The sequence below is a fragment of the Sulfitobacter sp. DSM 110093 genome (assembly GCF_022788715.1).
Classification (GTDB): Bacteria; Pseudomonadota; Alphaproteobacteria; order Rhodobacterales; family Rhodobacteraceae; genus Sulfitobacter.
In genome coordinates, this window is record NZ_CP085168.1 from 304,789 (window position 1) to 325,926 (window position 21,138).

General features: G+C 57.3%; 22 protein-coding genes and 1 pseudogene. 3 read left to right on the forward strand and 20 right to left on the reverse strand.

Features of this window, described 5'->3' with window-relative positions; genetic code table 11:
• Positions 1-25 precede the first annotated feature (25 nt).
• Positions 26-967, reverse strand: a complete 942-nt coding sequence (locus DSM110093_RS18130; RefSeq protein ID WP_243267836.1) for a tripartite tricarboxylate transporter substrate-binding protein — start codon at positions 965-967, stop codon at positions 26-28.
• A gap of 112 nt (positions 968-1,079) precedes the next feature.
• On the opposite strand from DSM110093_RS18130, the gene DSM110093_RS18135 reads away from it, so the two are divergent.
• Positions 1,080-2,009 carry a LysR family transcriptional regulator gene (locus tag DSM110093_RS18135; RefSeq protein ID WP_279290860.1) on the forward strand — a complete coding sequence of 310 codons (930 nt, stop codon included), beginning with the start codon at positions 1,080-1,082 and terminating at the stop codon, positions 2,007-2,009.
• A 6-nt stretch (positions 2,010-2,015) separates the two neighbouring features.
• Here DSM110093_RS18135 and DSM110093_RS18140 read toward each other — a convergent pair whose 3' ends face one another.
• The 8 genes from DSM110093_RS18140 to DSM110093_RS18175 form a co-directional block, all read right to left on the reverse strand.
• The gene (locus DSM110093_RS18140) at positions 2,016-2,957 is read right to left on the reverse strand and encodes a formylglycine-generating enzyme family protein (RefSeq protein WP_243267838.1); all 942 of its coding nucleotides are present in this window, start codon (positions 2,955-2,957) and stop codon (positions 2,016-2,018) included.
• A 506-nt stretch (positions 2,958-3,463) separates the two neighbouring features.
• Positions 3,464-4,060 (reverse strand): ferric reductase-like transmembrane domain-containing protein, encoded by a 597-nt coding sequence (locus DSM110093_RS18145; protein WP_243267839.1) that lies wholly within the window; start codon positions 4,058-4,060, stop codon positions 3,464-3,466.
• 89 nt (positions 4,061-4,149) lie between these two features.
• Positions 4,150-4,590: a hypothetical protein gene (locus DSM110093_RS18150; protein WP_243267840.1), complete on the reverse strand. Its 441-nt coding sequence runs from the start codon at positions 4,588-4,590 to the stop codon at positions 4,150-4,152.
• Positions 4,591-4,643: 53 nt separating this feature from the next.
• Positions 4,644-5,483: an SDR family oxidoreductase gene (locus tag DSM110093_RS18155; protein WP_243267841.1), complete on the reverse strand. Its 840-nt coding sequence runs from the start codon at positions 5,481-5,483 to the stop codon at positions 4,644-4,646.
• Between the two features lie 70 nt (positions 5,484-5,553).
• Positions 5,554-5,964, reverse strand: coding sequence for a nuclear transport factor 2 family protein (locus tag DSM110093_RS18160; protein ID WP_243267842.1), 411 nt, complete (start codon positions 5,962-5,964; stop codon positions 5,554-5,556).
• A gap of 91 nt (positions 5,965-6,055) precedes the next feature.
• Positions 6,056-6,388 (reverse strand): hypothetical protein, encoded by a 333-nt coding sequence (locus tag DSM110093_RS18165; RefSeq protein WP_243267843.1) that lies wholly within the window; start codon positions 6,386-6,388, stop codon positions 6,056-6,058.
• A 63-nt stretch (positions 6,389-6,451) separates the two neighbouring features.
• Positions 6,452-6,922, reverse strand: a complete 471-nt coding sequence (locus tag DSM110093_RS18170) for an ester cyclase (protein ID WP_243267844.1) — start codon at positions 6,920-6,922, stop codon at positions 6,452-6,454.
• A 96-nt stretch (positions 6,923-7,018) separates the two neighbouring features.
• Positions 7,019-7,306: a DUF2218 domain-containing protein gene (locus tag DSM110093_RS18175; RefSeq protein ID WP_243267845.1), complete on the reverse strand. Its 288-nt coding sequence runs from the start codon at positions 7,304-7,306 to the stop codon at positions 7,019-7,021.
• Between the two features lie 95 nt (positions 7,307-7,401).
• Between DSM110093_RS18175 and DSM110093_RS18180 the strand changes: the two genes are divergently transcribed.
• On the forward strand, positions 7,402-8,310 hold the full coding sequence (locus tag DSM110093_RS18180; protein ID WP_243267846.1) for a LysR family transcriptional regulator: 909 nt from the start codon (positions 7,402-7,404) through the stop codon (positions 8,308-8,310).
• Between the two features lie 81 nt (positions 8,311-8,391).
• Here the strand turns inward: DSM110093_RS18180 and DSM110093_RS18185 are convergent, their stop codons facing one another.
• Genes DSM110093_RS18185 through DSM110093_RS18195 form a run of 3 tightly spaced genes read right to left on the reverse strand, consistent with a single transcriptional unit; the run spans position 8,392 to position 12,476 of the window.
• Positions 8,392-10,698 carry a molybdopterin cofactor-binding domain-containing protein gene (locus DSM110093_RS18185; RefSeq protein ID WP_347568647.1) on the reverse strand — a complete coding sequence of 769 codons (2,307 nt, stop codon included), beginning with the start codon at positions 10,696-10,698 and terminating at the stop codon, positions 8,392-8,394.
• Between the two features lie 3 nt (positions 10,699-10,701).
• Entirely contained in the window at positions 10,702-11,163 is a 462-nt protein-coding gene (locus tag DSM110093_RS18190) for a (2Fe-2S)-binding protein (protein WP_243267847.1), read from the reverse strand.
• Between the two features lie 17 nt (positions 11,164-11,180).
• Positions 11,181-12,476, reverse strand: coding sequence for a cytochrome c (locus tag DSM110093_RS18195; RefSeq protein WP_243267848.1), 1,296 nt, complete (start codon positions 12,474-12,476; stop codon positions 11,181-11,183).
• A gap of 205 nt (positions 12,477-12,681) precedes the next feature.
• On the opposite strand from DSM110093_RS18195, the gene DSM110093_RS18200 reads away from it, so the two are divergent.
• On the forward strand, positions 12,682-13,311 hold the full coding sequence (locus tag DSM110093_RS18200) for a TetR/AcrR family transcriptional regulator (RefSeq protein ID WP_243267849.1): 630 nt from the start codon (positions 12,682-12,684) through the stop codon (positions 13,309-13,311).
• 42 nt (positions 13,312-13,353) lie between these two features.
• Here DSM110093_RS18200 and DSM110093_RS18205 read toward each other — a convergent pair.
• From DSM110093_RS18205 to DSM110093_RS18240, 8 genes and pseudogenes are all read right to left on the reverse strand, one after another.
• A pseudogene (locus DSM110093_RS18205) lies at positions 13,354-14,193 on the reverse strand (S-(hydroxymethyl)glutathione dehydrogenase/class III alcohol dehydrogenase); the annotation flags it as partial.
• 407 nt (positions 14,194-14,600) lie between these two features.
• Positions 14,601-15,896: a TrkH family potassium uptake protein gene (locus DSM110093_RS18210; protein ID WP_243267850.1), complete on the reverse strand. Its 1,296-nt coding sequence runs from the start codon at positions 15,894-15,896 to the stop codon at positions 14,601-14,603.
• A gap of 50 nt (positions 15,897-15,946) precedes the next feature.
• On the reverse strand, positions 15,947-16,612 hold the full coding sequence (locus DSM110093_RS18215; protein WP_243267851.1) for a TrkA family potassium uptake protein: 666 nt from the start codon (positions 16,610-16,612) through the stop codon (positions 15,947-15,949).
• A 130-nt stretch (positions 16,613-16,742) separates the two neighbouring features.
• The gene (locus DSM110093_RS18220; RefSeq protein ID WP_347568653.1) at positions 16,743-17,291 is read right to left on the reverse strand and encodes an aldo/keto reductase; all 549 of its coding nucleotides are present in this window, start codon (positions 17,289-17,291) and stop codon (positions 16,743-16,745) included.
• Positions 17,273-17,518: an aldo/keto reductase gene (locus DSM110093_RS20940; RefSeq protein ID WP_347568648.1), complete on the reverse strand. Its 246-nt coding sequence runs from the start codon at positions 17,516-17,518 to the stop codon at positions 17,273-17,275. Before DSM110093_RS20940 ends, DSM110093_RS18220 begins: the two co-directional genes overlap by 19 nt.
• A 534-nt stretch (positions 17,519-18,052) precedes the next feature.
• Positions 18,053-18,997, reverse strand: a complete 945-nt coding sequence (locus DSM110093_RS18230) for a sugar kinase (protein ID WP_243267852.1) — start codon at positions 18,995-18,997, stop codon at positions 18,053-18,055.
• 85 nt (positions 18,998-19,082) lie between these two features.
• Positions 19,083-20,579, reverse strand: coding sequence for a tripartite tricarboxylate transporter permease (locus DSM110093_RS18235; protein ID WP_243267853.1), 1,497 nt, complete (start codon positions 20,577-20,579; stop codon positions 19,083-19,085).
• Positions 20,580-21,083, reverse strand: coding sequence for a tripartite tricarboxylate transporter TctB family protein (locus DSM110093_RS18240; protein ID WP_243267854.1), 504 nt, complete (start codon positions 21,081-21,083; stop codon positions 20,580-20,582). It abuts the gene before it with no gap.
• Between the last annotated feature and the right edge of the window lie 55 nt (positions 21,084-21,138).

Below are 21,138 nucleotides of genomic sequence, written 5' to 3' on the forward strand. Positions count from 1 at the left end.
TGCCCCCCATTCGCACGCGATTTGATTAGTTTGAAGTCGCAGCCAATAGTGCTTCGGCGTCCGCTAACTCCTTATTAACATAGGATTTTGCAGCGTCTCCGCTCTTGACCTTAAGCGCGAAAACCCGCGTGATGAAGGCATTCGATTTGCTTCCTTCTTTTTGAATGACCGTCGAGATAGCATCAGACAACGCAGTCCGGGCGTCGTCTGATAGATCGTTCGGCGCGATCGCGACGAAGGTGGCCCCGAAGGAAAATTCGACCCCGATATCGCTGAGATTTTGTGCGTTCGGTGAGACAGCAAGCGGCACATCCTCGCCATTGGCCAAATTCACCAGATCGCCAGAAACAACGCCCGCTTTCTGTGGACCAGCCACCCAACCAATATCGACATCATCTGCCGTCACGGCGTTGAGCACCGCGCGCCCCCCTTGATAGCCCGACACGATGTTGAATTCGACGTCATTGGCCAGGCCAATGTAATAGGCTCCGTCCGCCAGTCGCGGTGTCATGGTTCCGAAAGAGATCGTCTCGCCTGACTTAGCAGCGGCGATCACGTCGGACATGGTGTTCCAGCCGCGGTCGGACTTTGCAACGATGCCCATCTGGGTGCCGGCAATGGTCGACAGATACGTCAGATCATCGGTTGAATAGCCCGGATCGCGCGTGGCCAGAACACCATAGGCAAATGTGTCCGTGATACCGATACCGATTGTCAGCCCATCGGGCTCGGCTTCCATGACCGCGCGTGCCATTACGGCCCCTCCCGCGCCAGGCATGTTCTCGGGGATCATTGTCCAGTTGTAGGTTTCCTGAACGTCTTCGGCGATCAAACGGGCCAATGAGTCTGCGCCGCCTCCTGGCGCAAAGCCAATCAGCACTTTGATTGGCCCCGTCGGAGCCCATTCCGCAAAAGCGGCGTTTGTCGAAAGAAGCACCGCAGCCGCGGTGGTGATAAGATGTTTCATATGTCCTCCCAAGGTTCGACAGAGTCGAATAGAGCGAGGTTAACTAACCGGTCCCTACTCCGGAAATATTAGTTACCTATACCAGCCATATGAATTTGGTTATACCTATGCTATGCGTCCCCGTCTGCTGAAACAATTTCTTGCGATCTGCCGGCATGGTTCAATGTCTGCCGCAGCGCGAGAGTTAGGCATCGCGCAACCAGCCCTGAGCAAGCAGATGCTACAGCTTGAGCATGAGTTGGACGCACAGCTTTTTGTTCGTCATTCCCGTGGCGTTACGCTAACTCGCTCGGGTGAGAAACTAAGACATGAAGCCGCCGAACTGATCCGACGCATAGAGGCCATCCGGCAATCGATACGAACAGAGGGAGAAGACGTTACCGGCAAGGTTGTGATCGCTATAATCTCTTCGCTGGCACCTCCATTGGCCACCGAACTCTACCCACGTCTGGAACGCGAGTTTCCCGGTATTGCTCTGCATATTATCGATTCCTCGTCTGAACGCGCTGGTCTGGCACTACAAAACGAAGAGGTTGACCTGGCCATCCTGCCGAACGCGGCCTCGGACTTTCCGCATCTGGCGTCACTACCCCTTTTTGAGGAGAACTTCTATCTTCTGACCAAGGCAACGACCGAGACCCGGATGGGTCCCATCCGCTTCATAGAAGCTGTCGGCTACCCGCTGATCCTCCCGTTTCACACTCATGACTTGCGGCGCCGGATCGAAGAGGGTGCGCGCAGCATCGGAGCAAGTCTGGATATTAAATACGAAACGGGCAGCATCAATGTTATCGACGCGATGGTAGAGCGTGGCCTCGCGGCGAGTATTGTACCCATTAGTCATTGGCTTGAACGGATCGCCGCCGGTCAGGTTTCGGCCCAGTTAGTGATCGAACCTTCGGTAAGCCGCGTGCATTCGCTTTGCCGTATCGAGGCACGCGTGCTGTCACCTGCCGCAAAGATCGTACATGACGTTATCGCGTCCGAGGTGCAATCGCTCGTCGCTGCGGGCAAATTGTCTGGGAAACCTGTCCGACGGTGACCTTCTTCATTTGTCGTAGACAAGGCGAAAGCCTTGGTGCGACGTACTGCTATCGGCACTGGTTCCCGTGCGGGCCGCGATGCGGTAACGGTAGCAGTAGCTGGCATGACATAGAAACGAACCGCCTTTGCCAACCTTGTAGCCCACCTTGCCAGCATGCACTCGTTGGGTGGTTTTCTTCAAGGATTTCACCTTGAAAGGCTGTGAGGTGTACTCCCAGACATTGCCGACCAAATTGTAGAGACCGTAGCCGTTAGGTGAATAAGATCGCGCCGGGGCGGTACCAGCGTAGCCGTCACGGCCATGATCATGGTCTGGAAATCGCCCCTGCCATATATTGCAGGGAAAGAAATCGCTGTCCGTGGGCTCAGCATCCCCCCAGGGAAACCGCACATCGCCCAACCCTCCCCGCGCCGCATGCTCCCACTCTACTTCGGTCGGCAAACGCCCCCCGGCCCAGCGGGCAAAGACCATGGCATCGTTCCAACTCACGTGTACCACCGGGTGGTCGTCCAAACATGCTGCTTCCGATCCAGGCCCCAATGGCGTAGCCCAACTTGCGCCTTCAACCACCCGCCACCATGGGACAGCTGCGACGGCCCGCGTGGGCGGAGCATCAAGCGGCAACAGATTTTCGAAAACAAACGAATTCCCGATACGCTCGGCTTCGGTGAGGTAGCCGGTATCAGTGACGAACTGGCGAAATCTTAAGTTCGTTACGCTGGTCACGTCCATCACGAAGGATCTAACCCGTGTCTTGCGTAGCGGTGCTTCACCGTCGACCGACAGCTCTGGTCGGTCAGTCCCGATAAGACCTTTGCCTCCAGGAATATTGACACGGGCCATCGTGCCCGTTTCGAAAGCTGCAACAGCTATACTGTCAGGGACATCTGCGGTGGCTGCGCGCACAGGCAGGCAACACCCAGTCTTTTCAGTATTAGCGGGCATCTATGAACCTCAGGAAGAAGCCAATTTCAGTAGAGAGTATCGTACTTTAGTGCCAAACTCACGCTAAAGTGGAAAGCGCTTTCGCCCTTCGATGGCAAAATTAGGGAAGCGTTTATTTTTTCCGGATGATAGCGAACCACAAAATCGCAAGGTATTCGACGTGAACATTCGGTGGAACGGACCATTGCGGTCATTCAGCATGTCAAGCACTAAAGTCCGCTATTCATAAACTGGCATCCGAATTGCTTGATGCGGCACATTGTAATTTTACTCTTCCCATATCGACGGTCAGCGCCTGGATGGTAATGAAAAAACTTCAGGCAATGTCTTTTAGATCTGGTGAGCCAAAAAGACACTTCGATAGCATCTTACGCATGATCGAGCGTACCGCTCTCCCAAAACAAACCTGTTTCCTGAATGCCTTTTGGAAACTTGACCCCACCGCCAATCTTTGGGTCCAGTACCATGCCAAAAAGCTGGTGACCGTTAGTCGGCAGCTTCTCGTCTCAAGTGACTTTTGATCGAGGACGCAGATACCAGTACCAGACCCGATAGGCCTCCAGGAGACCAAGCGGCACGAAATGGACCATTGCCGGGGCAAAGCCGCCCCAGTCATGCAGTGCCGCCCAGTGCAACAGGGTCAGAACCGCAGCGGCATAAGTTGTGCGTTGCAGTGTCTTCCAGTTTCGCCCCAATTTTCGCACGAAATAGTCCGAAGATGTGACGGCCAGCGGTACAAAGATCACGAAAGCGATCCAGCCGGTCCAGATGTAGAATCTTGGTAGGTCTGCCATGACCTTCTGCACCGTGCCCAAATCAATGAGGTACAACACCGTGTGCGCCAGCGCGTAAAAGAAGGCTGCGACGCCAAGATAGCGTCGGTTCTTCTGCAGCCAGCGCGGACCGCGCCAGCCCTTAAAAACAAGTGCCAGCGGTGAGGCCATCATGCCGATAATCATAAAACGCGCGGCGAACTCGCCGGTGGGATGCAGTGCCTCCTGTATGGCTTTGGAGTCGGGTGCATTGATCAGGCTGTTAAGCACAGCGAGACCAGGCAAGGACAGCAGTACCCAAAACCAGTAGGGAGAAACTCTGGAAAACATGTTTGTGGTCTTTCCTAAAAAAGAGGGCGTCAGTGGCCCCAACCCGATCACGACAGCAACAAAAGGGGGCAAAAGGTAGACAAGGCTGGCTAATGGGCGGGCGGAGTTTCTACCTGCTCGATGCGAAAAAAGCCGTCACGCAGGTGCGGCACAAACAACAGCACCAGAAACACCAGGTCAAAGACGGTCTGGATCACCGGGATCATAAAGGGGTTCATGCCCTCGGCAATGGACGGTGACCCGACAAAGGTGGTGGTGACGAAATTGCCGATCTGGTCGACAATCGAAATCGTCCAGTAAACCACCAGCGCCACCCATGTCAGAAAGCCGCGCCGCGCCCAGACCGCCCAGATCAGCGGCACGGCACCCACCACCGCGAACAGGTCCAGATAGGCGGGATATCGCCACGCCTCGGAAGACCCGCCCGCATTGATGTCTTGGAACAGCACCCATGCGATCAAACGGGACAGTTGCAGCGCCAGCCAGATGCCGGTGCCAATGAGAAAGTTACGTTGCGCACCGGTCGTCATGCCGAGTTTCCTTGGAATATAGATGGCGGCATCAATTGCAGATGTCGGTAATATTAGCCCTTGAGGGCAGCGAAGTAGTTGTCCCAAGGTTGATGCGGGCGGCCGGTGGCGGCTTCGAAATCGCTGGATCGGTCATAGGCACCGTTGCGGATGCCTTCGTAGATGCCCGCGATCACCGTCCCAATGAATTGACCCAATTCCGCCACGCGGTCGGCGCGGTAGTCTTCAACACTCATGCTGCGGTACGTCAGATCGGTGTCAAAGGCCCGGTTCATGTAGGTCGCAAGTTCGGCCTGGGTTATCGGTGTGCCGTGCAGATCGTAGGTCTGGCCGAGGTGCGGCGGTGCGGTCAGCATATGGGCATAAGCCACCGCCAGTTCCCCGCGCGTCGTATACCCACAACGCCCGTCGCCAGCGCAATTGGCAATCTCGCCCGCCTTGCGATAGCTGTCGATATATTCGATGTCGGGCTCGATATAAATGCCGTTGCGCCCGATGACCCAGCCCATGCCACTGGCGCGAATGTCGGCCTCCGTCTTGCGGTTGCTATCGATCACCTGCGAAAAGGCGGTGCCGGTCTCCGGCCCCTGCACGCTGGTATAGACGATCCGTTCGACGCCTACGACTTTTGCCGCGGCAATCACATTGCGGTGCTGATCAATCCGCGCAGCTGGGTCGCCATTGCCTGACACCAGCAGCAGGCGGTCCACCCCTTCCAACGAGGTTTCAAGCTGCGCTCGGTCGGCGTAATCGCCGGGGCGTACCTCGATATTCAGGTCGGTGACATTTTCCAGGGTACGTGCCAGCCCGATAACGGTTTCGCCCCGTCCGGTCAACTCACTTGCGATTGTTGCGCCCAGATGGCCGGACACGGCGGTAACTGCGATGATCATATTTCAGGCCTCTCGAAAATGGCAGGCCGCATGCAGCCTGCCGTGGGAAATTCTCAGCTATCAGGCAGCATCAGGCGTGATAGGCTTGGCTGACAGCAAAGCTGTCCTCGAACCAGTGCCACAGCACCACTTGGCCGTCTTTCACCTTGGCACGTAGGGCAAAGGTAAATTCGCCGATCTCCTCGCCCGAATGGGTGGTGATGCCATTCATCTTGCCAAAGACAGCGACGGTGTCGCCCGAAGCAAAAGCATCGGTATTTTCCCAAGCGGTAGTCTGGAAATTCTCTGAAAACTTACCAAGAAAAGCAAAGACGTTCTCTTTGCCCTCTGCGCCCCCGATCCATGGCAGACTTGGGTCGCCTTCGTTGTGCCAGACCATGCCATCGGCCATGAGCTTACCCATGGTGTCCATGTCACCTGATCCCATCGCGCCCATGAAGGCCATGACTGTATCAAAGCTTGCTTGTGTCTGTTCGTCCATTTCCTGTGCTCCTGCTTGTTGTCCAAGGATGATTGCGAGCGATGCGCCCAGCGAAGTTTTCAATAGTGTTCTGCGGTTCATTTGATGGCCTTTACGTAGGTTGACGTTGCGAATGCGGTGCGCTTTTCAACGCGATGGTCGAGAGCGCAAGAGCGATGATCCAAAGCACCGGACCAAGGGCACCGGGCACCAGCGGAACGGTGCCAGGGATCAGCAAAGTCACAATGAACCCGATATCCCCTGCGCTGACGACAACCGTGCCGAAAAGCGCAAAGAACGTCAGGTTCCAAGCGCCCTGATAGATACGCCCCTGAAGGACGCCAGCGTCCAAAGTTGTACCAAGCTGGTAGACGCCATATGCCACACCAAGGTGTAGAATGCCCCACGCCACATAGGTCATGGCGGCAAGGCGTGCATAGATCATAGTATATCCTGTCGGGTTTTGAGGCGGCCGACGCTCCCGAGCGCCGACCACGCTTGCCTAAGATTACTTGCCGGAGAGTTGCTGCAATGCGCCCGCCCAATCCTCAACGTGCCAAGTCTTGACGATCTCACCGTTTTCCAACTGATGAATATCGATCGTCATGATGTCAAAGCTGCGCCCTTCGCCGTCGACCCCAAAGAAGGGGGCGACAGGGGTGCCGGTTGCACGGCTTCGCACTGTCACAAAGTTCTCGTCCTGATGCATGTCCTGCACCGCCCATTTCAGGTCGGGCATGAGTTGGCCAAAACCACCCACCTGCCCGATGAAGGCATCGCGTGTCTTGTCGGCTCCAGAATAGCCGCCAACGCTGACCCAATCTTCGCTGGTCGCGTCAACAAATGCCGCGACGTGGCTTTGCGAACCTGGGTTGCTTAGCATCTCGTAGAATGTGTTCACCGTTTCGGTGTCGTCTGCGAAAGCTCCGGTGGCGAGGGTTGCAAGTGTAGCCGAAGCAAAGAAATTCTTGAAGGTCATGGCATTTCCTTTGTCATGATGTTTTCGGGATAGCGTCATCCGTCACGCCCCTTGATGAGGCGTGTTGAATAACGGCAGGATGGCGGTATCAGGTGGTCAGGCTGCTGAGACTTGCCAATCCAGCTGGGGATTTTCGCGAAACGCGAAGCGGTCCAGATGGCTGGAGATAACCTCCGCAGCTTTGTCGAGTTTCGTCTTATCTGGCGCTTCGACGGTCATGTGCAGACCTGCCTCATCCGCGCGAAGGTCACAGTGCCCGAAGGGAAACTCGATCCGTCCGGAACCCGGCTTATGTGTGACGGGAATTTTGTGGCCGAAATGTTTACACAGCGTACCCAGATAGCGTTCCGCGTTCGGTGTGGTGAAAAATGTGCTCGCGTTCATGTTGCCGCTCCTTGTCTTGCATAGAACATCTATCCTTGCGGGACTGATCGGGGTATTCACAAAATTCAGAAATCATAATTCGGGCAGGCAGAATAATGATCGAGCATTTGCGGCATATGGCAATTTTTGCCAGCGTTGTCGACGAAGGGTCTTTTCGAGCAGCTGCAAAGGCGATCGGTCTTGCCCCGTCGCGTGTCAGTGAAACGGTCTCTGATCTTGAAAGCTATCTTGGTGTGACCTTGCTGTACCGCACAACGCGCAAGATCGCGCTGACCAACGAGGGGCGCATGTTCTATGCCCGCGTGGCGGAAATGTTGCGCAGCGCTGAAAACGGCCTGAACGAACTTAACGCGCTCTCGCTGGAGCCAGTGGGTGCGCTGCGTGTGTCGATGCCTGCCTACATGTCTACGTCCTCGCTTGCCACGGCCATTGCCGAATTTGTGCGGCGCCACCCGCTGGTTGCCCTGTCGGTTAGCTTCAGCGACGCACGCATGGATTTGATGGAGGATGGGTTTGACGTCAGTTTTCGCGCTGGATGGCTGGACGATAGCTCGATGATGTCACGCAAATTGGGCGAAAGCGCGCGGGCGCTGGTGGCCGGAACCGGCTATGCCGCAACTCGTGCCCGCCCGTCGCATCCGTCTGAAATGGAAGACTGGGACTGGCTGCGCTACAAGCACCGCTCTGATGTGACCAAGCTCCACGGACCGGCGGGAGAAACGGCGAAGGTGCTGGGCCAGTCTCGGCTGGAAGTGGACAGCATCGACGCCTTGCACCACCTCACCTTGCAGAACCTCGGTGCCACGATCCTGCCCGAGCATCTTGCCGCCCGGGGTGAAGACGATGGCACGTTGGTGCGCCTGCTCCCTGACTGGCAATTGCGCCCGCTGGGCACCTTTGCCGTCTGGCCGGACACATCGCGCCGCGAAAGCCTGACCCTGCTTTTTGTGCGCTTTGTTGCGAAGTGGGAAGGAAAGCAGACTAAACAGCAAACAAGCATGTGAACGATCCATGCCTCCGATATGCCCCGACCCGTCCTTCCAAATCGGGGCCCGTTTCAATCCAGCTCTCTATAGCTTGCCCCGCTATAGCGCCTCTTTGACCATCTGCGGTGTCATGGGCAGGTGGCGCAGCCGAACCCCGACGGCATTGTAGATCGCATTGGCAACAGCCGGGGCGACGCCGGTGACACCGGGCTCCCCTAAGCCAACGGGAGCCTGCACACTTTCGATAAGCTCAATCTGCATTTCGGGCGTGTCGATCATCCGCAGTGGCGTATAGTTGCCAAGATTGCGGTCGTCGACCTGGCCGTTCACGATCTGCGTCCCCTCATAAAGCGCCATCGACAGCCCCCAAAGCGCCGCACCCTCGCATTGCGCCTGTGCGCCGTCGGGATCAATCACCGTGCCGCAGTCGATCACCATCCACAGCTTTTGCACCTCGACCTGCCCTGTCTCGCGGTCCACGCGCAGTTGCACGGCGGTGCCGTTCCACGTCGGCATTTCGCGTTCCTGTCCATAGGTGCTGGCGATGCCGATCGCCGTATCCGGGCCGAGATCACTGCGCCCATAACCCGAAAGTTCGGCCACCCGCCGCAACACGGCGGCCTGCCGGTCTGCACCGCCGATGGAATGCGGTGCCTCGCCCGCGTTGCGGCCTTCTGGGCGAAGATGCGCAAGGCGGAACGTGACCGGATCGACGCCCAGCTTATGGGCGGCTTCGTCCATAAAGCTTTCCACTGCAAAGTTGGTCCAGCCCGGCGCGATAGACCGCAAAAAGCCGGTGCGCACGGTCTGGCTCGCAAGCTGATTGGCAATCGCGCGGACCTTGTGTGCACCCACGTCATACCAGTGATCCGCGCCGAAAATACCCGCCGTGTCATAGGGTTTGTCGTCGATGCCCTTGGCCATATCGGCCTCAGTCCGAACCGTATAAGATGGCCACCCCGCCGCTGCGCTGTGATCCATCGCGGCGATGTTGCGCTGTGCATCCAAAGCAAGCCGCAGCTTTTGCACACTGGGCGAACGCGGGCAGTCGATTAGACTGTCGTCCTCGCGGAAGAAGACCAGTTTGACGGGCGTGCCGCCAAGCGCCTTGGTCGCCAAGGCCGCGGCCACAACGTAATCGCCAAACACGCGCCGGCCAAAGCCGCCGCCCAAAAGATAGGTGCGGATTGTCACCTTGTCTGCCTCAACCCCAAGCGCGCGCTGCGCCCAGCCGGTCATAAGCGCGGGCCATTGGCTCCCTGCATGGATCTCGTACTGGCCCGCCTCATTGACAAAAGCCGTGGCGTTCATCGGCTCCAATGCAAAGTGCAGAACGGTCGCGGTCGTATATTCGGCCTCCAAAACCTCCGCCGCGCCATCAAAGGCGGGGGCCGTATCGAAGTTGCCCGTGTCCAGAAGCGTCCCCGCGCTGTCATCGGCGATCAACGCGCGCGATAGGCTCTGGATATCATCCTCCGAAACACTGGCGGTCTCGCCCGCCTCCCATTCAACCGTGACCCTCTCCGAGGCCCATTTCGCGGCCATCAGCGTTTCGCCGACGACGACAACCATGCCGGGGACGATACCGGAGGGGTCTTGTAGGTCGATGGTGCGCAGGTAGCCCTTCTGGCCCCTTGCGTCGCTGTCGTCGATAGAGATCACTCTTGATCCTTGCCGCGTGGGCGGAATCAGGGGCACGGCGTAGACCATGCCGTCCACCTTCGCATCGAGCCCGTAGAGCGCGCGGCCGGTGGTTTTGTCATTGATGTCCAGTGCGGCGACATCCTGACCGATCAGGCGGAAGTCGGAGTGGGGTTTGAGCGGCAGGGCCTTCAACTCGTCCTGCGTAAAGCTGCGCGACAGCCCCTCGGCTACCAGCGCGGCGAAGGTGATGGTCTTGCCGCCGCCTGTGACCATGCCCGCCTCGGCGGTGCAATCCTTTGGCGCGATGCCCCATTTTTGGGCAGCGGACTCGATCAGTGCCACTCGGCCCGCAGCGCCAGCCTGACGATAGACGGACCACAGACTCCAGACCGAGCGGCTGCCGGCTGTGGGGGCGCCGCCCCACTTCTTTTCGTGGTCAACATAGGTGATCCGCACATCGTCCCAATCCGCACCCAACTCATCCGCAAGGATTCGGGCAAGCGCGGTGCCGATGTGCTGGCCCATCTCGGCGCGGGTGATGTTGACGTTGACACGGCCTTCGCCGTCGATTGTGTACCAGAGGCTGGGTTCGAAGTTCTGATCGGAGGAAGGAGGGATCACCTCCCCATTCGTTGCAAAACTTTGTGCGGCCTCAACGATACGGGGAAAGCCGAAAGCGGCCCCTGCCGCAACGCTTGCGACCAGAAAGCCGCGGCGTGTCAGGGCGGTGGCCTGCTTGGCGCTTTGTTTCTTAGGCATCATGGCTCAGTTCCCTTTCATGGCGGTGGCGGCTTCGCGCACGGCATTGCGAATGCGGGGGTAGGTCATGCAGCGGCACAGGTTGCCTGTCATCACCGCGTCGATGTCGTCATCGCTGGGGTCTGGAATGTCCTTAAGCAGGGCCGCAGCCTGCATGATTTGGCCCGACTGGCAGTAACCGCACTGGGGAACGCGCAGGTTGCGCCATGCTTCTTGCACGGGGTGATTGCCTTCTGGTTCCAGCCCCTCGATGGTGGTCACCTCAGCGCCCTCGACATCACCCAGGAGGGTAATGCAGGCGCGGGTGGCTTGGCCGCCGACATGGACTGTGCAGGCCCCGCACATGCCGATGCCGCAGCCGAATTTTGTGCCGGTCATGTCCAGCTCGTCCCTTAGCGCCCAAAGCAGAGGTGTATCAGGGTCCACGTCGAGGGTGATCTGGCGGCCATTTACCTTCAAAGAGATCATTGGGGGCTCCTATGTGTTCAATCTGCGTGTGCGCTGCGGATGCGTGCGACGGTGTTTGTCAGCTCTGGCCAAGAGGTGGCGTCGGTGCGCGAGGCACGCAGGTAGGCGGCGATGGCTGCAACCTCGTTATCCGAAAGCGCATTGCGGAAACCCGGCATAACGACCCCGGCCATGCCCTCCTCGTTACCGACACCGTTCAGGATCACCTGCAGCGGTTTATCGGGTGCATCCAGCCGAGTGGCCGAGTTGATGCCAAGGTCGGGACTCCCCGGCGCGATCTGTGCAGCGTTGTAATGACAGGCGGCGCAGGCAGAGGCATAAAGCCGCTCTCCCAGATCAAGACGATACCTGGTAGAGGGCTGCCCGGCGCGCAGGCTGGTCTCGATCGCGGCTTGTGCTTCGGCAGCGGACTGCGGCGCACCGACAACCTCCCCAAGATAAACCCCGATGGCTTTCAAATCGGCCTCCGGCAGTTTTTGCAAGCCAGCATGAACCACAGGCGCCATCGGCCCGGCCGCAACACCATGTGCGCGGGTCGCGCCGGTCTTGAGGTACTCGGTGAACTCCTCGGCGGTCCAGCGGATGGTGGCGGGGTTCTCGGCGGTAAGCGCCGGGGCAATCCAGCGGTCGATGGCCGCGCCTGCGAAATCCTTTGATCTGATCTCTGCACCAAGAAGGTTGCGGGGCGTGTGGCAAGCCCCGCAGTGGGTCGCGCCCTCAACAAGATAGGCGCCGCGGTTCCACTCGGCGGATTTGTCGGGATTCGGCTCAAACCGGCCCAGATCAACAAAAAGAAGCTTCCAACTCGCCTGCCATATGCGCAGGTTAAGCGGAAACGGTAGGCCGTTTTCCGGCACTGTAGCGTCCACTGGCGCGACCTCGGTCATAAGATAGGCGTAGATCGCGCGGACGTCAGCCTCTGTCATCAGGGTGAAGTGATCATAGGGGAACGCGGGGAACAGGTGCCGCCCTTCGCGGTCGACCCCTTCGTGCATGGCACGCACAAAGGCCTCTTCGGACCATGCGCCGATGCCCGTTTCAGGGTCGGGTGTTATGTTGGTCGAATAAAGCGTGCCAAAGCCCGTTTCCATTCCGTAGCCGCCCACATAGGGCGCATTGCCGGGAACGCTATGGCATTCAGAGCAGAAGCCCGCGGCGGCCATCAGCCGCCCCTGTTCAACCACCTCGGGGTCAAAAGCCGGAAGATCAGAAACCCTGATCGGGGAGAACGCAGGCCGGTAGGCAAAGACGGCGAAGCCACCAAAACCGACCACTGCGAGACAGAGCAGAGTGAGTATTGCTTTCTTGATCATGGCGTTCCGCGTCTTTCGTAGGTGCATCTTGGGTCTGCCGCCCCGCTTGGGCGCGACTTGGCTGAGATTGGTCCATCGGGGCGCTGATGCGTCCTTACCTGCCTTTGATTCGCTACGGTAATGGTGATTACCACTTTCCCTTCTGCGCTTACGGTAATAGTAATTACCGCGTCAAGTGAAAATGGTTCATGACAGGAATGCACAGATGACAAAGATCGAGGACCCGCGCCGCAAAGAAGTCCTCAGGGCGGCCGGAGAGCTGTTTTTCGAGCAGGGGTTTGCCCAGACGAGCATCGATTCCATTATTGAGCGCGTGGGCGGATCAAAGCGGACGATCTATGCGCTGTTCGGCAACAAAGCGGGCCTGTTCAAGGAAATCATTCTGGACAACAGCGAAGACCTCTTCAACCAGTCGATCCCCATGCCCGGCAAGCCCCACAACATCGCGGAGGCGCTGGAAGAATTTGCGCTTCGCTTGCTGGAACTGATCAGCAATCCAAGGGCCCGCGGGGTCTACAAGCTGGTCACGCGCGAGGCTTCGCAATTCCCCGAACTGGGACGCATTTATTTCGAACAGGGCCCAGAACGGGGGCGTCGGTGGTTGGCTGAAACTCTGGCGCGGGCGCAAGAGAGCGGACAAATTCGGGTCGAAGACCCGGAACTGGCGGCGGCACATTTCTTTGGCATGGTGCGCGGCGATTTGATGCTCGAACTCTTGTTGCACCGTGAAGCCCCCCCCTCGCCCGAGGAAATCAGTCGAAGAGCAAGAAGCGCGACGCAGACCTTTCTTGATGGAATCCGTACGAAACCCGATGTTGGTCCTGACGGCGGATAAAAGTTTCCGGCCGCGCCGTCGGGGGCGCGGCCGGAGCAAGGGTCACGCGCCCAAATGGATGACCGAGCGGATGCTTTTTCCTTCATGCATCAGGTCGAACGCTTCGTTGATCTTATCCAACCCCATAGTATGGGTGATGAAGTCGTTCAGCTTGAATTCACCGTTCATGTAACGCTCGACGTAGTCCGGTAGCTCCGACCGCCCCTTGACGCCGCCGAAGGCCGACCCGCGCCAAACGCGGCCCGTGACCAGTTGGAATGGACGGGTAGAGATTTCCTGCCCTGCGCCGGCTACACCGATGACCACGGATTCTCCCCAGCCTTTATGGCAGCACTCCAGTGCCGAGCGCATGACATTAACGTTGCCGATACACTCGAATGAGTAATCAACACCGCCATCGGTCATCTCGACAATCACGTCCTGAATGGGCTTGTCGTAATCTTTGGGGTTGATGAAGTCCGTGGCGCCCAGCTTGCGGGCCAGATCGAATTTGCTTTCGTTGATATCGATCACAATGATCCGGCTGGCCTTGGCCATGGCGGCGCCGATAACCGCGGACAGGCCAATGCCGCCCATGCCAAAGATCGCAACGGTCGAGCCTTCTTCGACCTTGGCGGTGTTCATCACGGCCCCCATGCCGGTGGTGACACCGCAGCCCAGCAAACAAACCTCTTCAAGGGGCGCTTCGGGGTTCACCTTGGCGAGCGAGATTTCTGGAAGAACGGTGTATTCCGAAAAGGTCGAGCAGCCCATGTAGTGCAGGATCGGCTTGCCATCCTTGTAAAAACGGCTGGTCCCATCAGGCATAAGACCGCGCCCTTGGGTTTCGCGGATTTTCTGGCAGAGGTTGGTTTTGCCAGATTGACAGAATTTGCACTCACCGCTGTTGAATTCTGCGAGAATTTGACCCAGTTTTTCGAAACGCAGTGACCCACTGGGAATAAGAACTCATTCGGCTTTTCATGAGATTATCATGTTGCAGAGGGGGCAATGCCAAATGAAAAAGTGGGTCAATCCGACACGGAAATCGACACACTGGGCAAAACCAGTCCGGAGTTGTTGTTCGAACTGAGCTCACAACGCTATGAACGCAAATCAGCCCGGACCACCAGCAGGGGTTGGACCAAGGCATGGATACCAAACGACCTATGTTCGGCAGAGCCGACACGTAAGAACTACAGTCACGCTAGCACATTAGAGCATCGATCGAGACCGGGTCAGAACCGAACGGCGGCATCGTCCCGCAAGCTCCAAGCGTCGCCTGGGGCAGGCCAACTGATTTCCTTCCCTCACCCCAGATAAATCTGCCCTGAGGGATATTTCACCTTAGGAACGCTACGTGTGGCGAGGAAAAAACCTATTGCCAAGGGCCCGACCCGCCCGACGAACATGATCAACATGAGGATAAAGCGCCCGATGCCATCTAACTCCGCCGTAATGCCGCGCGACAGGCCGACCGTTCCGAAAGCGGATGTAACCTCAAAGGCGATATCGGTGAACTGGCCGTCGTGGTTGATTGTCATGACGAAAACCCCCGTCAGGACCAGCAGCATTGAGATCGTGGTGAGAGCCAAGACTTTCATCACCTCGTCCAACCCCAAGGACCGACCAAAGGCGTGTAGCGTTGTCTGACGTCGAAAGAATGCGATCGTGGCAAGCAGCAGGACAAAGAGCGTGGTCACCTTGATCCCGCCTGCCGTCGAAGTGCTACCGCCCCCCACCAGCATCAGCGTCATTGTCAGCAAGGAGGTGCTGTCATGCATCCCGCCGGTGTTGATCGTGTTGAAACCGGCGGTACGCGGCGTGGTGCCTTGAAACCAACTTGCCCATAGTTTCTCAACGACACTCAAGGGGCCGAGGGTCTCAGGATTGCCCCATTCCAGCAGGCCAAACATGACACTTCCCCAAGTGATCAGCAGTGCCGTGCCAACCAGCATCAGCTTGGAATGCAGGGTCAGTTTCCGCCAATTCCGGCTGCGATACACATCGCCCACCACGATAAACCCAAGCCCGCCAAGGATGAAAAGCGCAGGGATCACAAGATTGATGATCGGGTTTCCCACCCATTGCGACAGGCTATCGGGGTGCAGGGCAAACCCGGCATTGTTGAAGGCTGAGATCGAGTGAAAGACCGCCTCCCACAGCCCGGCCCAGCCGAACTCAGGCACAAAGACCAAGGCCAGAAGCGCTGCACCCACCGCCTCGCAAGAAACCGCGATGATCAGGATCATACGGGCGATATAGGACAGGTTTGACAGGGATGTCTGGTTCAGGTCCTCGCGCAGGATCAGCCGTTGCGGCATGCCGATAGGAATACCAAGCGCGCCCAGCAACAGCACCGCAAAGGTCATCAGGCCAAGACCGCCAAGCTGGATCAACGCTGCGATCACCGCTTGACCAAAGCCCGTGAATGCCGCCCCGGTATCGGCGAGCACCAGCCCCGTGACCGTTACTGCGGAGGTCGAGGTGAAAAGCGCCTCGCCCAGACCGATATCACCGTGATGCGAAATCGGCAGCCAGAGCAGAATGGCCCCCAGAATGATGAATGCCATATAATAGAGCGACAAAAGCGCAGGCGGCGGCATCCGCAGGGTCTTTTTCCGCCGCAAAAGGGACCGAAACGACAGGGGCATTGTCAGAGGCTAGCCGCAAAGCTGTGCAGGTCTTTGCGCTGGCCCAACAGCAAGAGCAGATCATCACACTGCAACTGACATTCGTCTCCATCCTGCCCGATGAACTCGCTCCCCCGCATGACGCCGATGCAGCGCAGATTATAGGTTTTCCCATGCGGCAGTTCGGTCAGACGTCTGCCCTCGAGGCTTTCTGGGATGCGAAAGTTCACGACATGGTATCCATTGCCGAGGCTGACATAGTCCCGCAAAAGTGGGTTGTGCAGGATCTGCGCGATATGCTGGCCAATCTCGACCTCTGGATGCACGATCCTGTCCACGCCGAGCTTCTTCAATATGCGGTGGTGAGTTCGGGTCGTGGCCTTGGCCCAGACGACCTGAACGCCAACGAGCTTGAGGTTCATCGCCGATAGAATGCTCGCCTCTAGGTCCGACCCCATGGCCACCACGGCGGTATCACAGTCACCAAACCCGGCATCACGGAGCGCTGCATCATCGCGGGCGTCCACAATCATGGCCTGCGACAGGGTATCGGCGAGGTTGGCAACGCGTGCCTCTGAGATGTCGATGCCGATGACGTGGTTGCCGAAACGTTGCAATTCCTTCGCAACGGAGCTTCCGAAATTGCCCAAACCAACGACACCAAATGTGCGTCTTTTGATTTTCGTCACGTTACTGTCCATTCAAACTGACTGTCGCGGAACATTGCCGCAACGCAGAATGATGTCAATGAAGGGGAGCGCTTTTGGGTTTCACATTTATGCGCGGTGAAGGCGCTTTAGTTTTACCGACCGATCACGCTTAGGTCTCCTCCGACCGATCCGTCGCGGGCGTCGGTTTCGGGCTTAGTTGCGAAATTTCAGCGTAGCTATCCCCGGACAAGTCCAAGCCCATCGCATCCAGTGAAGGCTGCAACTGGTCAACATTCCGGCCTGAAATAAGCGTTGACGTCACCGCCGGGTGCCGGGCAACCCACGCCACGGCAAGGGTGGTGGCCGCAATACCCAGACGCTGCGATAGCGTGGCCAAATCACGCGCAACCTCGTGCATCCATGGCTGCCCATAGCGTGCGGCATAGGTCTTGTCGTCTTGCAAACGCCCCTCGGCACCTTTGGCGTGTTTCCCGGTCAACAAGCCCCCACCCAAGGGCGAAAAAGGACTAACGGCAATGCCTTGGTCCGCGCAGGCCGGAAGAATCTCGACCTTTACCTGTCGTTTCACAAGGTTATACATCGGTTGGCAGACATCAATCTGGGTGCCGATCGCCTTACACACCGCTTGCGCCTTCATGATCTGCCAAGCCGCAAAGTTCGACACGCCGATATAGCATATCAGCCCTTGAGACTGCATCTTGGCCAAGGTGGCAAATGTCTCTTCAAAAGGGCGGGCCGATCATTGGGGGCTTTCGTACCGATGATCAGATCATCGACATTCGATCCCAAGATCTGCCCCAACATGCTCTCAGTCGCGCCGCCATTATAGCTATAGGCCGTGTCGAAGTGATTGATCCCCGCCGCGACGCAGGTCTCAAACATCTCTTTGGCGTTGCCCACATCCGCCGTACGGCCAAATTGCATGGCGCCAAATCCCAATCGCGAGATGGGGGTTCCGTTCTTGGTTCGAATGTTAGTGCATGTTCGGCCTTTGGTCTATCGGGACGATGCTTTTGGTCGCTGGCGGTCGGTAGCCCAAGGCGCTGTGCGGCCTGACTGTGTTGTACAACAGCACGCCAGAACACCCACGTTATCGAATGCCGGAAGGTTCTTTATCGATGCCATCCTTGGTTTGGCCAGTCGGTCTATATCCATCACGAGCCTCCTGTCACGAGGCCGATAAGGCAAATGTGGACCTGTATGCGCTGGCGGCACTTGCAGACCTAATCCGCCATGCCGACTGTACCTCGTTCAGTAGATCCGACGCCTCCTCACCTACTGACGCAGCATTGGACTCTGAGCCCACGATTCGGAGGTCGGCCAATGCCGCGCAAAATGATGACGATCTCCAACAACAGCACCAAGCTTTACTTAGGTTTGCCGACTGGGTCGATTTCATGCACGATGATCGTCTACAGCTTGGCCACAGAATTTTACGCACCCAGATCGCCTTGCTTGCTATGTTGTGTCTAAAGAAGCCAGATCCGGGATTCGGCCTTTTGGTATGCGCGCTCCGAAATGTCCAATAACCTCGGCTGCCATTTTCTGCCCAAACGGGATTGCAGCGGCTGGTTTACTCCCACGGAGACGTGCAACAAAATAGCCTGCATTAAATGCGTCCCCTGCTCCAGACGTGTCCTGGATATTTTCAACAGGCGGGGTCGGAATTGAAACCTGATCGACACCTGTCCAAGCTATAGCGGGAGCCGCGCCGTTTTTCACGACGATTTCGTTCACTCCAAAATCTCGGAGGCGGGCAATTGTATCATCGGGGGTTTTGTCGCCCCAGAGTTTTTGTTCATCTTCAAAGCTAGGTAGGGCAATGTCGGTAAGTCCGTTGACCTGTGAGATCGCCATCCGAGCCTCCTCTGCCGAGGACCATAGCCGCGGCCTGACATTGGGATCGAAAGATACTCGCGCTCCGAGTCGTCGAGCCCGTTTGATTGATGCGACCAAAACACACCGTGCTTCAGGTGTCAGAATAGCCAGAGTGATCCCAGAAAAGTGGATCAGCCCAGCACCTTCCAGTTTGGCATCAAGCCAGTCCCCATCATCGGCCAATAGGCGGGCTGCGGATTGGTCTCGCCAGTACTGGAAACTGCGTTCAACGCCATCTACGTCGATCAAATACAAACCCATGGTTCGGCCCGACACACGACCAATAGAAGAGACATCCAAGCCGTCTGCCTCGATCTCGTCGACAAAGGCGTCAGAGGTCGTGTCGGTTCCCACCTTGGTGAGCAACGCGACGGGCGACCTCGAGCCTGCGACCTGTGACATATGCCAGACCGTGTTGAATGTATCGCCCGCAAAATTGCGCCGATATGTACCCTCACCGATCGGAGCCATTTCGATCATTGCTTCGCCGATGGCGAAGGTCTTAGCGGTGTTGAATTTCAGCATATTCAGTTTTTTAGCCCGAGATCACTTAATCGCTGGCGATACCTTTTCTCTGTTGGGCGGCAGCCGCGCGCCGGCATGGTTTCTTTTATCGGTTATTTCTCTTTGCGATCCTGCGAAGGGTTGGCACCAACAAGAGAGCGAGACTCATCAATGTTGCGATCGCTAGAAAAGCGCTGATCGGGCGGGTGAGAAAAGGCTCAAGTGACCCCTCTGATAAATTAAGGCCCCGGCGCAGGCTTTTGTCCAAAAGGTCACCCAGCACCAAGCCTAAGACAAGCGGCGCCATTGGGTAATCCATCTGCTTTAGGATAAAACCGAGAACGCCAAAGCCAAGCATCGTCCAGACATCAAAAGGACGTGCTGCGATCGCAAAAGCGCCGACTGTGCAAAGCACGAAAATGACCGGCAAAAGCCTTTCGCGTGGGATACGCAGGACGGCCAGTAAAGGTGTCGTAAGCATGACGCCTGCGACGGTCATAACACAGGCGGCCAGTGTGATCGCGGCGACGATGCCATAGACCATATCCGCGCTGGTGAACATAATCATTGGTCCCGGCTGAACGCCATGTATGACAAGAGCGGCCAAAAGAACGGCGGATGGGGCCGAGCCGGGAATGGCCAATGTCAGCACCGGAATGATTGCGCCTGGCACAGCGGCGGAGTTTCCGGTCTCTGCTGCGATCAATCCTTCGGTTGATCCGCGGCCGAACATTTCTTTTGTCCGGCTAAACCGCTTTGCGATGGCGTAAGAGACCCAAGCACCGATGTCTTCTCCGACTCCGGGGATAAGACCCATCAGCGTGCCAGCTATCCCGGAACGCCCGATGGTCCCTGCATTTTGCGCAACTTCGCGCGCTTTGGGCAGCAGACGGCCTTTGTTTTCCGAAATTTTCGGCTTTTGATTGTTCGAGATGCTCGAAAGAATTTCAACCAGACCAAACGCGCCGACCATCGCGGGAATTAAGCTAATCCCGCCGGTCAAATCCTGAATTCCGAAAGAAAACCGAGCGTATGCAAACACCTGTTCTTGGCCGGCCATGGCAAAAAGCAAACCCAGAAAACCTGCAATCCACCCTTTCAGCGGGTCATTAAGTGCCGTCAGGCGACCCGAAATTACAACGCCGAAAAGCGCCAGCCAAAAATACTCGTACGTCCCAAACTTAAGGGCGTAAGTCGCCAGAATAGGGGCCGTAAAAAGGAGCAGAACGACGCCAACCATAGTGCCGAAAAAAGAGCCGATGGTCGCAAGACCAAGCGCTTCGCGCGCGCGGGACTGCCGGGCGAGCGGATAGCCATCGAGCGACGTCGCAGCGCTTGCAGGTGTGCCGGGCATGTTCAGTATGATTGCCGTGCGGCTGCCACCATAGATCGCGCCGACATAAAGGCCGAGCAACGCGGTAATCGCCTGAAAGCTTTCCATCTGAAATGTCAGCGTCGTTAAAAGCGCCAGCCCCATGGTGGCCGTTAGACCGGGCAACATCCCGATGATGATACCAAGCACCGTGGCCCAAAGGGTGATAAGCAGGTATTCAGGCGAAAGTGCTGTTGCAAAAGCGTTGAGTATGGCTGGGGTATTTAGCATTTAAGGCAGCCTCACCAGAAATAGGTTCTGGAAGACGTAGTAACTTCCAAAGCTTGTGACGAGCGCGAGCAGTGCAGCGGCGATTAGGGTTGATATCGCCCGGTGGGTGCTGCCTTCGGATTTCAATATAACTTCAAAGGTGCAGACAAAGGCGAAGACGAACAGAAAAGTGGCCAGAACGAAGTGGACATTGCCAAACAGAACGGCGCCGTAGACCAGCGTCAATGCAAGTGCAGCAAACGCGCGGTTGCGGTTAGAAGCGGTACCGATCACTGTATTCCAATATGAGCGTTCGGCCCCATCCTCGCGTTTCGTGCGTAGGGCTAAAATCAAACCGCAAATGCCTAAAGCTATACCAATAAGGCCTGGTGTCAGTCCGGGTGCAAGGTATGGCGACGCGCCCTGCGCCTCGAACCGCGGCATAACCCAAGACCCCGCGACGACAGCGAGGCCAAGTGCTACAAAGAAAATTCCGGTTAGTCTGTCGAGTGCGTGATTGTTCATGCCTACCTCCTGTCTTGGTCGCCCCAAATACAGGGACGACCGGTCTTTTCTGCCG